9 protein-coding genes are annotated in these 12,402 nt (G+C 58.9%); 3 read left to right on the top strand and 6 right to left on the bottom strand.

Annotated features, from left to right (window positions below; genetic code table 11):
- Positions 1-29: 29 nt before the first annotated feature.
- The 6 genes from LJD29_RS04580 to LJD29_RS04555 form a co-directional block, all read right to left on the bottom strand.
- Positions 30-2,003, bottom strand: a complete 1,974-nt coding sequence (locus LJD29_RS04580; RefSeq protein ID WP_446744579.1) for a copper amine oxidase — start codon at positions 2,001-2,003, stop codon at positions 30-32.
- A gap of 241 nt (positions 2,004-2,244) precedes the next feature.
- Positions 2,245-3,417 carry a redoxin domain-containing protein gene (locus LJD29_RS04575; RefSeq protein WP_446744578.1) on the bottom strand — a complete coding sequence of 391 codons (1,173 nt, stop codon included), beginning with the start codon at positions 3,415-3,417 and terminating at the stop codon, positions 2,245-2,247.
- Between the two features lie 78 nt (positions 3,418-3,495).
- Positions 3,496-4,347: a ThuA domain-containing protein gene (locus LJD29_RS04570; protein WP_446744577.1), complete on the bottom strand. Its 852-nt coding sequence runs from the start codon at positions 4,345-4,347 to the stop codon at positions 3,496-3,498.
- Positions 4,348-4,455: 108 nt separating this feature from the next.
- Complete coding sequence (locus LJD29_RS04565) at positions 4,456-5,661, bottom strand: L-lactate MFS transporter (protein WP_446744576.1); 1,206 nt, start codon at positions 5,659-5,661, stop codon at positions 4,456-4,458.
- A 79-nt stretch (positions 5,662-5,740) separates the two neighbouring features.
- Entirely contained in the window at positions 5,741-7,021 is a 1,281-nt protein-coding gene (locus LJD29_RS04560; protein WP_446744575.1) for a cupin domain-containing protein, read from the bottom strand.
- Between the two features lie 24 nt (positions 7,022-7,045).
- The gene (locus LJD29_RS04555) at positions 7,046-8,482 is read right to left on the bottom strand and encodes an MFS transporter (protein ID WP_446744574.1); all 1,437 of its coding nucleotides are present in this window, start codon (positions 8,480-8,482) and stop codon (positions 7,046-7,048) included.
- Positions 8,483-8,695: 213 nt separating this feature from the next.
- Between LJD29_RS04555 and LJD29_RS04550 the strand changes: the two genes are divergently transcribed.
- The 3 genes from LJD29_RS04550 to LJD29_RS04540 are packed head-to-tail and all read left to right on the top strand — an operon-like array spanning position 8,696 to position 12,386.
- Positions 8,696-10,231 (top strand): FAD-binding oxidoreductase, encoded by a 1,536-nt coding sequence (locus LJD29_RS04550; RefSeq protein ID WP_446744573.1) that lies wholly within the window; start codon positions 8,696-8,698, stop codon positions 10,229-10,231.
- Positions 10,232-10,242: 11 nt separating this feature from the next.
- Positions 10,243-11,361 (top strand): lactonase family protein, encoded by a 1,119-nt coding sequence (locus LJD29_RS04545; RefSeq protein WP_446744572.1) that lies wholly within the window; start codon positions 10,243-10,245, stop codon positions 11,359-11,361.
- Positions 11,362-11,372: 11 nt separating this feature from the next.
- Positions 11,373-12,386: a hypothetical protein gene (locus tag LJD29_RS04540; protein WP_446744571.1), complete on the top strand. Its 1,014-nt coding sequence runs from the start codon at positions 11,373-11,375 to the stop codon at positions 12,384-12,386.
- The last annotated feature ends 16 nt before the right edge of the window (positions 12,387-12,402 follow it).

Here is a 12,402-nt window from a genome sequence, read left to right as displayed (position 1 = left end):
CATCACCAACCGGTAATGAGGGGACTTCTTTAGTGGATCGGCTGCTGGTGGGGGTCGTTCGAGAGATCGAGCACCGGGTTTCTGTCGAAGAAGTTGACCGGGCGGATCAGGAAGTCGTGCCAAAGCGTCGGCATGATCGGCCAGTCTTCGTCGCGCACCATGTGGTGGAAGCCGAGCGTGTACCAGCCGACGATGTCGGTGTTTTCGATCGAGCGGTTCTGTTTTGTCCAGCTGGCGAGTCCGTCATCGCCCGTGCTGCTGGTGACATACACACCGGAGGCATAGCGCTCGTCGGGCTTGTAGGGCGTAACCCAGAACTGGTGCTCGGCGAAGGCGCCGATCTTTTGCGCCGGATCGTCGGGTGACAGCGTGGAGATGCCTGTCATGCCGGGCATGATTTCGTAGCCGGTGGCGTATCCAAGCCGGTTGTGTTGGCCGGGATTGACGAAGGACCACATGGCCGGATTCCTTGCGCTGAGATCCATGATGGCGTCCTGTTCACGGTGAGCCATCATCGACTTGCGAACCCAGATGGAGGTGCGATTGTCCGTGTTGATTTTCTCCGGCTCCGCGCGATCGATCATGAAGGTGTTGTTCGGGCCGTCCACGTCCATGTCTAAGCGATACGAGAAGAAGTGATCGTGGTTCACGGCCAGCAGGTGCGAATCGACCAGCGTTCCGTATTGTGCTTCGCCCATTTTCTCGTGTTGCGTTTCTTCCTTCACGCCTTCGGTTTCCACAATGCCGGTGGCTCCGACAGCGACCTTGATGGTGCCGTCCTGCTCAAAGGTCCAGTCGAGCAGGTAGTCATAGTTTCCGACAACGGCGGCGGTGCGCAGGGTCAGCTCGCGGGTCGGTCCCTTGGTGGACATGATGCCGTTCTCGTAGTGCCGCCACGCGGGCGCATCGGTCACATGCTCGAAGAGGCAGGCCATGTTCTGGGTGAGGATCGGCGTGCCCTGGTCGGATGGGATGATGCCGCTGAAATACTGCGCATGTGCCGGGCAGTCGCCTTCTGCCACGGCGCGGATGATACCGCCGCGGAGGAATTCACCGTTGTCTGCGTAAACATTGGTGGCCCACCCCTTGTCCTTGCTCTGGTAGGGAACGAACATCTCCGAGATTGCACCTTCGTACATCACCGAGCGATAGCGGTCGCCATCCTGGATATGCACGAGGTTGACGACCGGGCCGAGGCGCGAATCGAGGCGGAAGCGAAACTTCCATCCCTGCCATGCGACTTCACCATCCTTGATGGTGTAGCTCGGGCCATCCGGAGCTACTTCGTATAACGGCTTCGTATTGGCGCGGGGCGTATTCTTTGCTTCCTCAAAGTCCATGTCGCCTTTAGACATGGGCACGATGCCGGTGTCGTCGACGCGAAGAACCTTCTGCGAGACGACATCGGAGAGGATGTAAAGACCGTCGATGGCGCGTCCCCAGGCGTGATAGACGCCGTGGTTGTCATCGCAGCTTCCGTAGCCGATACGCTGCGTCTTCTGCTCCTGGAAGGCGATGAAGGTGATGGGAATGGGATCGCACTCGACGGTGGAAAGATCGGTAATGCCGCGGGCCTTGAGCGCAGCTACCACGCGAGGGTCGTTTTTGATGATGTCGCTCATGGCGTTCAGCTCGGTGAGCGTGATCGGCGCCTGTACGCCGGGCATCGTCTTCCAGTATTCGAGCTTTTTGTTGGCGATGTCGACACGCGCTTCGATCGTCTTGCCTTCGTCCTCAATGTAGACATCTGCTTCACGAGGGATGGCCTCGCCGGGCTTCCACGCCATCACCGTTGCCTTGTCCGGCTCATGCAGCAGCAGGCTTGCTACCAGTGTCTTCTCTGTCATGTGTCCGCTTTGTACGAGCACGTCGTGAACAGTCCAGTACTCGTCGGTCGTCAGGCCGTCGAGCGGATGGTGCACTGCGGTGGTCTGGGCATGCAGGGGCAGGCTGAAAGCGGAGGCGGCGAGGAGCCCGGTACAGAGAATCCTTCTGAGCATCATCAAGGCTATGACTCTTTCTTTTGCGGCAGGTTCCGGCATCGCGAGAGAAGCGAGCGGATGGGGAGCGAGATGCCATCCGCCGCGATGTTGAATGCGGCGCGCATGGGTTTCAGTGCTCGTCGGCACTTAGTAAAGTTTGTTTAGTATTGCACCTTCGATTTTATCGGGCAAGCGCAATCTGCCAAAAGAATAAGGCCACCGCCGCAATGGCGATGGCCTTTTCTTTTAGCTTCGAGAGCAATTACTGGCCCTGCTTCATCGCAGCGGGCTGCTTCGTTCCGCCGGTCTGCCAGTAGCGGTTGAAGCCGATGTAGTCCGAGGGCAGGTTGGCGAGGATGATGCGGCGCAGCTCCAGCATGTCGGCATCGCCCATCACCTTGTAGAGCACCTTGCCATCGCCCGAGAGCAGGACGGTGTAAGGAACAGCCGAATCCCACTTGGGATCGAAGGCGGTCTGCAGCGCCTGCGTGTCTTCGGAGTCGAAGAGCAGATTCTTGCTGGTGGCATGCTTCTTCTGCAGGAAGCGCAGCACGCTGGCCTTTTCGTCGGGCTGGTTGGCCGCGACGGTAACGAGCTGGAAGTCGCGGTCGCTGTACATGCGGAGGTTGTCCTGCAGATCGGAGAACTCAGCCACGCAGCTTCCGCACCATGTTGCCCAGAAGTCGATGAGCATCATCTGGTGGCTGGGGTTGGTGCGCAGCCTGGCGAGCTCCTGCTTACCGACCATGTCGAGCGTGATCGGCTGTGCGTCGAGCTTCTGTTCGGCGGCTACGCGCTGGGCGACCTTCTCCGACCACTTGGTGGAGCAGCCGAAGACGCCGGTGTGCGGCGTGGGCACAGGCTTACCGGCGAGCAGGGCATTGATTGCGTTCTCGGCATCGTGCGTCTTCACCTGTTCGAGGCGGTAGCTGTTGTCGATGCGGCCTTCGTACTGAAGCTTGCGCTGCTTGTCGAAGATGAAGATGTGCGGCGTGGCCTTTGGGCCGTAGGCGCGGGTGACCGACTGGGTGTCACCGTCGTAGAGGTAAGGGTAGGTCAGGTGCTTGTAGGCGACGCGAATCTTCATCTCGGGCAGTGTGTCGCTGATGTCTGAAGAATCGAGCTCGTCGATGCGGATCGCCTTCGGGTCATTGCCTTCGATGGCGACGACGGCTACGCCCTTGTCCTTGTAGTTGTTGTAGAGCTGCTGGATGCGCTGCTCGTACATCTGCGCGATGGGGCAGTGGTTGCAGGTGAATACGACGGCCAGCACCGGGTACGAAGAATAATCGCTCAGCTTGTGCACCTTGCCGTCAACGCCTGTGAGCGAGAACTGCGGAGCAGGAGAGCCAATGGCGAGCGTCGGGTGCGGCGTGTCTTGCGCGAAGGTTGTGAGTGAAACGAAGGCGAGCAGGGCGATGAGAACTTTTCGCATGAACATCTCCAGATGAAAGCTATGCCAGTGCCGCATGAAAGCGTCTTGCTGGCGAAAATCGTTGTGAGACTGCACTCTTCATGGCTTGCAGCCTTCGGCATTATTTGCCGGGAGTGGGCGTGAGGTGATGTCGGCGGATTCCAACCCCATCGCCCACTTGATGGCTTCGAGGTACATCTTCCGCAGGCGCGGGTCGTCCCAGTTCTCTTCCGGGTGGCCAAGCGTGGAGTAATAGACCCGTCCTTTGCCGTAGCTGCGTGCCCAGGTGACGGCGAAGTCGAGATCCTGCCGGTGAACTTTCGGGTTCTTCAGATCGAGCTTGCAGGGGTCGAGGCGCATGAGCACGCGGATCTTGCTGCGATCGTAGCCCTTCATCTGGTAGATCTCGTCGCGGTAGACGAACTCGTGCGGCCACTGCTGCAGGCCGGGAAAGTTCGGGTCTTCAACAAGGATCGGCGCGTTGAAGGTTCCCCACGGATGCTCGTCGAATGTGCCGCCGAGCATGTCGACGAACTCGGGCCACTTTGCCCAGGTGATCGCCGCGCTATGTACGCCGATGAAGCCCTTGCCGTCGTCGCGGACGAAGGAGAGCAGGTCGGCGCGCTGCTGGTCGTCCATTTCGAGGTCGCCGCCGGTGTAGAAGAGCACGGCGTCGAAGCTGTTGAGATTCTTGGCGTTGAACTCGAGCTTCTTCTTCGTCAGAACTTCGGTGTCGGTGCGGAGGGTCGTGTCCCATAGGCCGGTCTCTTTGCCCATCTGCTCGATGACGGACATGGCATGAGAGACGGCTTCGTGCCGGTAGCCCTTTTCCTCGCCGAGAACCAGCAGATGTTTCTTAGCGTTAGGGGGCTGGCTTTGCGCCATTGCTACACCGCCGAGCATGGTGCAGCCGGCAAGGAGGCAGAGGCGAAGCTTAAGAGAGAATTTCATCCGCGTAGCTGGCCGACGGTTTGTAACTTTTATTACATAAGTCGGGCAGATACTCAGGAAAACATCCGGCCAGACCCCCTGTCAAGCAAGTGCTTAACAGGGGGCTCGCTAGTTCTGTGTGCGCGGAGGTCGAATGACCAGGGGGATAAGGGTGGCGACGAGAAGGATCCCTGCGAGTGCGTGAAAACCGGTGCGGTAGGTTCCGCTGGCCTGACGCAGGTGAGCTACCAGCAGCGGACCGAAGGCGCTGGCAAATCCCCAAGCGGTGAGCATGAGGCCGTAGATGGGGCCGACGTTCTTTGAGCCGAAGTAGTCCGCGGCAAAGGCAGGCATGGTGCCGAAGCCGCCGCCGTAGCACATCAGAATCAGGAACGAGACGAAAGTGACGACAGCCGTAGCGCTGAGCGAGGGGAGTGCCCAGAACATGGCTATCTGCGCCAGGTACATAACCACAAAGGTGAGGCGGCGGCCGATGCCATCAGAAACCCATGCCCAAAAGATTCGTCCCACGGCGTTACCGATGCTGACAATGCCGACCATGCCTGCTGCAACGATCGCCGTCACTTTAGCGAGTTCCTGAAATACAGGCGACTCCTGCGAAATGAGCGAGATGCCGGCCGAAGTATTCAGAAAGAGAATGAGCCACAAAGCCCACCACTGCCAGGTGCCGAGAGCCTGGCCTAACGTGAATTCGCGGGAGGAACGCTGCGCTGAGAGCGTCGGCGAGGGAGTCCAGCCAGTGGGAGCCCATCCGGCCGGCGGATTAGTCATGAAGAAAGCAGAGACGACCCCAAAAACGAGATAGGCCAGGCCAAGGTAGGCGAAGGTGGTTAGCACTCCGACGCTGGCGATGAGTCGCGTCGCAATCGGTGCGGTGACCAGGGCTCCAGCTCCGAATCCGCCAACAGCGACGCCGGTGATGAAGCCGCGCCGGTCGGGGAACCATTTCACAAGAACGGAAATCGGAACGATGTAAGCGAACCCGCAGCCGATGCCGCCAATGACCCCGTAGGAAAGGTAGAGCCAGGCAAGATGTCCAGCAGAAAAGCTGGCCAATGCCGTGCCGATGCCGTACAGGATAGCGCCGGTAATGGCTACGATACGGGGCCCCGATCGGTTGACCCACAAACCGCCGAAGAAGGCAGCAAAGCCAAGCACCATGATGCAGATGGTGAAGGTCAGTGTGACCTGCGAGATCGACCAGTGAAACTGTTTAGCGAGCGGGACGCGGAAGACGCTCCACGCATAGACTGAGCCGAGAACCACCTGAAGAATGATCCCGGCGAGCGCAATGCCCCAGCGATTGACTTTCATACCTGGCCCCAATTCAATAAATCGGGCAGCATAAGGGTGAGTGTGCCCAAATGCGCTGCTTCCCCGTTGAATTAGATGTTTATTCCGGGGAAATGACGCTCTCCTGCCGGGAAATCTTCTTCAGGACATCCTCGCCGACACCGATGTGTTCGTTTACCAGCCGCAGCGGGGTGTGTGCCAGCCACTCGCCGAGAGAAATGTCTTCATAGTGTGGCGTGGGAAAGACTTCGATGAAGACAAGGTCTTCGTTTCCGGTGTTTTCGACATAATGGGGCATGGACTTCTCGATGTAGCCTACGTCGCCTGCCTGGAAATCCATGGTGCGGGCATGGGCGCCAGCCGAGAAGACGGTCATGCGTCCCCTGCCGCTCACGTAATACTGCCACTCATCTTCATTCGGGTGCCAGTGAAGCTCGCGTAATCCGCCCGGCTTGAGGGTGACAATGGCTGCGGCAATGTTGGTCGCCGGGAAGTTCTTCGCGTCGACGATTTTGACCGAGCCGCCTTTCGTTACCTTGGTCGGCTGCATTTGCCCGGTATAGAAGGCAAAGCTGTTCGGCACCCGTCCCGTGCCCTCTTCGGTCTGGCGGCGTTCTTCGTCGAGCGGGCGGGGAAGGTCGCGCTTGAAGATGAAGAGCTCTTTCTTCGGAACGTTCGCAAATGTTTCGGCCGGAACATTGAAGTTCTTGGCGAGCACTTCCGGCGGAGTGTGCGCCATCCAGTCAGTCAGTAGAAACGTTTCGAATTCGTTGAAGTTGCCGTCGTCGAAGACCAGCAGAAATTTGCAGCCGTCGGGGCCGAGTCCCTGGATGGAATGCGGGATTCCACCAGGGAACAGCCAGAGATCGCCTTCCTTGATATCCGATACATTGCTGCGCCCATGCTGATCGACGGCGGTAATACGCGCGTTTCCGTAGAGCATGAGCGCCCATTCTGCACCGACGTGCCAGTGCAGCTCGCGGATTCCTCCAGCGATAAGGCGCATTTCGACGCCGGCCATCTTCTTTGAAATCGGGAGATCGCGGACAGTGACCTGCCGTGTCCATCCACCCTCTTCAATACGCTTGTGCGCGAGCGAGAACGAGTATTTGAAAGGCGGCTGCCCGCCAGCGTCGGTTTCCGGAGACCAGACCGAGTCGGGATTCTCCGCATCGAGGGAGCCGTTCTTCGGGCCGGGCTGCGACTCATTGGGCGAAGAGTGGTCCGTGGAGCGAATGGATTGCTTCTCCTGCGCAGCGGCGACGGGGACGCCGGCTGCAGCCAGGAGCGCAACGGAACTGGCCCCAAGGAACTTTCTGCGATTGAGCGGTTTCTGCGAGTCCTGCGGCATGGAAGAGCGTCCTCTCGTATTCGGAACCATCTTAAAGGGCTTCAGTCTGCCTGATCAGGCGCCGGCCGAGAGTGGTTTGCTGATCTGTTCGAGTGAACGGCCCTCGGCGGCGACCCCGGCATAGAGTTCGAAGGCTGCCGCGAAGAGCATGAGAACTGCTGCGCCGATGTATCCCCAGAAGAGATTGATCTGCGAACCGGATTGTATGAGGCTGCCGAAGAGTGCCGGTGCCCCGACACCGCCGATGAGCGTTCCAAAAGCGTAGAAGACGCTGATGGCCATGGCGCGGACTTCGAGAGGAAAGATCTCGCTGACGGTGAGGTAGGCGGCGCTCGCGGCGCTCGACGCGACGAAGAAGATTACGGTCCAGCAGATCGTCTGTGTCTTTGCGGTAAGCATATTGTGGAGAAAGAGCCAGCCTGTAATGGTGAGCAGAATTCCACTCAACGCGTAAGTGAGCGCGATCATCTTTTTCCTGCCGATGGTGTCGAAGAGATGGCCCAGCATCAACGGGCCGAGCACGTTCCCAAGCGCAAACGGAAGGATGTAGTATCCGGCCTTGACTGGCGGTACGTGGTAGAAGTTTTCGAGCACCAGTGCGTAGGTGAAGAAGATGGCGTTGTAAAAGAAAGCCTGAGCCATCATGAGGATGAATCCCAGGACGGAACGCGAACGGTTCTCTCCTGTCATGGCCTTCCATATTTCTCCCAGCGAGGTATGGGTGCGGGGATGAATTTTAATCGCAGGCTCGTCAGGTGCAGCCAGCGGTTTGTCCGTTTCTTTCGAGACAGTATGCTCGATGTCGCCGACAATTTTTTCTGCTTCCTGGTTTCGTCCGTGAATGACGAGCCAGCGAGGGCTTTCCGGGACGAAATGGCGCAGGAAAAGAATGCCGACGCCCAGCACCGCGCCCAGTCCAAATGCGAACCGCCAGGCGACGTGAGGATTCAGCGCGTGATTGTTGAGCAGGACCACCGTCAGGGCTGCTCCAAACGCTGCGCCCAGCCAATAGGTGGAATTGATGATGAGGTCGATGCGGCCGCGTAGCCTGGCGGGAATCAGCTCGTCGATGGCCGAGTTGATGGCGGCGTATTCGCCGCCGATGCCGAGGCCGGTTGCGAAGCGGAAGACGGAGTAGCTGGTGAAGTTCCAGGAAAAAGCCGTCGCCGCGGTCGCGAGCAGATAAACGAGCAGGGTAACGATGAAGAGCTTCTTGCGCCCGAGGCGATCCGTGGCCCAGCCAAAGAAAAGCGCACCGATTACGGCGCCGGAAAGGTAAAGGGTTGCGGCTTGACCGACCTGCGCGTCGGACATGTGCAGGCTGTCCTTAAGCACTCCACCGATCGTGCCGGATAGCGTGACTTCGAGGCCGTCAAGCACCCAGGTGATGCCGAGGCCAATCACAATCATCCAGTGCCAACGCGACCACGGCAAACGATCCAGCCGGGCGGGGATACAAGTGTCAATCGGTGCAACGTTGTTCGTCGCCATGGCTAACTAAGATGCTGGTTACCAGTGCCGGGCCTTGCTTGGGGCTCCTGCGAAAGGGTTGCCTCGTAGGACATTGGCCTTACCGATTTCTCGCATATTTTGTTACAGTTTTTCCATCTGCAACGTCCTTTGTAAGTCCTGTTTTAACCGGTTCGCGCTGGTTTCCGGAGCGAACAAATGCCTTACGGTGAAAGCCCGTAAAGGAGTACGTAGATGTCGAACTTCGTTGACCGGGCCGATCCGCGTTACGGAACGCTGAAGGGCAGCCGCAATCTGCGCTGGCCCAGAGACCCGCAGGATACCGCCAGCGAGATTGCGCTGTGTGCCACGGCGCAGGATGCCGCTGCGGCACTGGAACGGCTTGTACACGAGGGAGTTCGTCCTACGATTCGCAGCGGCGGTCACTGCTACGAGGACTTTGTGGTGAATAACCGCAACGGCTGCATCCTCGACATGAGTGTGATGAAGGCGCCAGAGCCAAGAGCGGGTAAGGGCAGTTATGCCGTCGCCCCGGGCCAGATGCTCGGCGAGGTCTATGAAGAGCTCTACAAGCGGTACAACAAGACCCTGCCGGCAGGCAGCTGCTACGCGGTAGGAGCAGGAGGCCACATCAGCGGCGGCGGCTACGGCCTGCTTTCGCGCCTGCACGGTCTCACGTGTGACTGGATCTCTGCCGTGGACATTCTCACCGTCGACGGAAAGGGCAAAGTCGCACTACGCCATACGGATAAGTCGCACGATGCGGATCTGTTCCGTGCCTGCCGCGGGGCGGGCGGCGGCAGCTTTGGTGTGATCACCGGGTTTTATTTCGACGAGCTGCCGGACGCTCCCCAGGAAGTAGCCGAAGCGCACGTGGGCTTCGAGTGGGATAAGACGGATGAGGATACCTTCGTCGAAATTCTGCAGACCTTTGGCGGCTATTGGGAGACACGCGGTCAGGACCCGGACACGTGGGGCCTTTTTTCCATTATGAACATGTCGCACGCTTCGGGAGGGCACTTCGGGTTCGGTTCCCAGTTCTGCAATCCCAATGGCCGTGCGGATGATTTAAAGGTTTTCGAGGAGTTTCTCGGACGGTTTGAGAAGTTCACCAGGGCAGAGGCGAAGATCCGTGTGAATGCCGACCGGCAGATGGTGCAGCCGCAGCCGGCAACGCCTCCGAATACGGACGGACACGGTTCATTCGATATTCAAAAGCGTCAGTGGCTCGAGGCGACGATCAGCGGTAGCGGCGGCGGCGGCAGCGGCCGGGCTTCCTACAAATCCTCTTATATGAAGAAGAATTTTTCCGATCAAGAGGCACGCTGCATCTACAGGCATTTCACGCGCAAAGTGGAGGGCATCGATCCACGTGGCATGGTGCTGGCAGTCGATTCCTACGGGGGAGCGGCCAACAAGCGCGGCACAGCGGAAGAAACTTCGATCTGCCAGCGCGACTCCGTTATGAAGCTGCAGTGGGAGAACTATTGGCGAGACGCGGATCAGGATGCGGCGCGGCTGCAGCTCGCGAAGGAGTTCTACGCAGACCTTTACTCGATTCACGTCGATGCAGCGCACAAGGGTACGCCCTATCACAACGAGCGTTACCAGGGCTGCTACATCAACTACCCTGACTCGGACATGCTGGCTTACAGCTTCTGGCCGCAGCTTTACTGGGGAGAGGGTGAGCTGTATCCCTTTCTGCAGGACGTGAAGCGGCGCTACGATCCGAACAATGTCTTCCACCACGCCATGTCCGTGCGAGTGTAAGGAGGAACGTGATGCAGTCTTCATCGGGCAGATGGACACGCAGGCAGTTTGTGCGGGTAACAGCAGGCGCGGCTGCGGCCGTTCCGATGCATCGGGTTTTCGCTTCGCAACGTGGCAGCGAGATTGCAGGTTTTGCGTATGCGACCTCTCATGAAAATGGTGAACAGGGGCGGATCCATGTCTACGCGGTACGCAACGACCGCTGGACCCCGGTCGAGACGTTACCGAGCGAGGCACCTGCTTTCTCATGCGTCTCAGCTGACGGCCGGACTTTGTACGTTGCGAATGAAGCCAGTGAGGCCGGCGGTCTTCCCCGCGGCTCTGTCACGGCTTACCGGATCGGTGCAGATGGTCGTCTGACTCTGCTTGGGGGGAAAGCCCTTTCGCTCGCGGCAATGCGTCCGAAGCATCTTGCCTTGTCACCGGATGGCACCTCGCTTGTTGTTGCGGCTTCCGGCGGAGGGATCTACAACACAATCTCGATTCACGAAGATGGATCGTTGGGTGGAATCACGGCGATCCGTAAGGACACCGGCTGCGGACCGCACGCAACGCAGGCTTCGTCGCATCCTCATACGGTGCTCTTCGACGATAGAACCGGTTGGTTGCTGGCGTCGGACAATGGCAACGACCGCGTGAGCCTTTTCGAGCAGAAGAACGACAAGCTCGTGCGGCGTCAGATGCTGTCGATGGATGCTGGGAGCGGCCCTGGTTCACTCGCTCTGGGTTCCAATGCTCTCTACATTCGCCACACACTGAGCAATCGTATCGACGTTTACCGGTATGACGGTTCGCATGGTGTGGGAGAGAAATTGCAAAGCGTCTTGTGCGATGCAGGTCAGGCGTTAACTCTGGATGCCGGCCGACGGACCTTGTACGCCAGTGGAAAAGATCTGCTGGCGTGGAGCGTGAAGGACGATGGCGAGCTCGGTCCCGCAAAGGCGATGAGAGGAATCTCCGCGCACAGGCTTGTGCCGGCTATCGACGGGCGCGTACTGTTCGCGGTGGATAGCAGCAGAGGAGAGATTCGGCAGGTGACGCTGAATGCGCAGACTGGCGAGCCCACGAAGGTTCAGGATGTTGTGCAATCACATGCCAGGTGGACAAGTCTGTCTGTGCTGACGGTTTGATCGGAGGGACTATGCTCAAGCGGATAATGAAGTGCGGTGTGGCCGGTGTTGCGATGATCTTTTCCGCGTTTGCGGTGCAGGCGCAGACCGCAAACTGCGCGTCGACACCGAACATGGATCACCCCCACGTGCTGCTCTCGAATGGTGAGGCCGAAATGCTGGTGTTCCTGCCCGATAGCGAACGAGGCTATTACCGCTCCACGCGTTTCGACTGGTCGGGCGTGATCGGATGCGCGACCTACAAGGGTCACAACTACTGGGGCGAGTGGTTTCCGCACTATGATGCGACGGTTAATGATTCCATCACCGGGCCGGTCGAGGAGTTTCGCTCCGAAGATGGCGGTCTGGGATACGGCACGGCCAAGCCGGGCGATCCATTTGTGAAGATCGGCGTCGGTGTGCTGCGCAAGGCGGGTGATGAACCCTATCAGTTCGGACACAAGTACGACATCGTCGATCTCGGACACTGGACGGTGAAGGCGAAAAAGCGGTCGGTTACTTTCGAACATCTGCTGAAGTCGCCGACGGGAGTCACCTACAAGTACGTGAAGGAGCTAACGCTGTCTGCGCATGGCGCGACGATCACGCTGCACCATACTTTGAAGAACCTCGGCACTGCTGCGATCGTTACCGATGTCTACGATCACGACTTCTTCATGCTCGACCATCAGCCGACCGGGCCGGGCATGCAGATCACTTTTCCGTTCGCTCCCGAGCCGGACCAGCCGCTCGATCCTCAGGCCGTGGTCGATGGAAAGAGCATCGTCTACAAGCAGGAGCTGGAACCGCATAAGACCGTTTCCGCTTACATCAAGGGGTATGGATCGACGCCTGCCTCATACGACATCAAGGTAGAGGACACCAATCGTCACTTCGGCGTGGAGCAGACCTCAGACCAGCCGATTGCCAAGTTCTACCTCTGGTCGATCCGCACGACCATCTCGCCTGAAGCCTACATACATCTCGATGTCGCGCCGAAGGCAGCGCAGAGCTGGACGATCACCTATCGATTGTTCGGGGAATAAGAAAGCGGGCCAGAGC

Source organism: Silvibacterium acidisoli (assembly GCA_022870745.1).
Classification (GTDB): domain Bacteria; phylum Acidobacteriota; class Terriglobia; order Terriglobales; family Acidobacteriaceae; genus Silvibacterium.
Note: the sequence above shows the minus strand (reverse complement) of the source record. Positions and strands in the feature narration are given on the sequence as shown.

Coding starts and splice junctions, on each gene's coding strand:
- LJD29_RS04570 (WP_446744577.1), bottom strand. CDS start 4,347: ATGAAATTCTCTCTTAAGCTTCGCCTCTGCCTCCTTGCCGGCTGCACC.
- LJD29_RS04545 (WP_446744572.1), top strand. CDS start 10,243: ATGCAGTCTTCATCGGGCAGATGGACACGCAGGCAGTTTGTGCGGGTA.
- LJD29_RS04540 (WP_446744571.1), top strand. CDS start 11,373: ATGCTCAAGCGGATAATGAAGTGCGGTGTGGCCGGTGTTGCGATGATC.
- LJD29_RS04560 (WP_446744575.1), bottom strand. CDS start 7,021: ATGGTTCCGAATACGAGAGGACGCTCTTCCATGCCGCAGGACTCGCAG.
- LJD29_RS04565 (WP_446744576.1), bottom strand. CDS start 5,661: ATGAAAGTCAATCGCTGGGGCATTGCGCTCGCCGGGATCATTCTTCAG.
- LJD29_RS04550 (WP_446744573.1), top strand. CDS start 8,696: ATGTCGAACTTCGTTGACCGGGCCGATCCGCGTTACGGAACGCTGAAG.
- LJD29_RS04580 (WP_446744579.1), bottom strand. CDS start 2,003: ATGATGCTCAGAAGGATTCTCTGTACCGGGCTCCTCGCCGCCTCCGCT.
- LJD29_RS04575 (WP_446744578.1), bottom strand. CDS start 3,417: ATGCGAAAAGTTCTCATCGCCCTGCTCGCCTTCGTTTCACTCACAACC.
- LJD29_RS04555 (WP_446744574.1), bottom strand. CDS start 8,482: ATGGCGACGAACAACGTTGCACCGATTGACACTTGTATCCCCGCCCGG.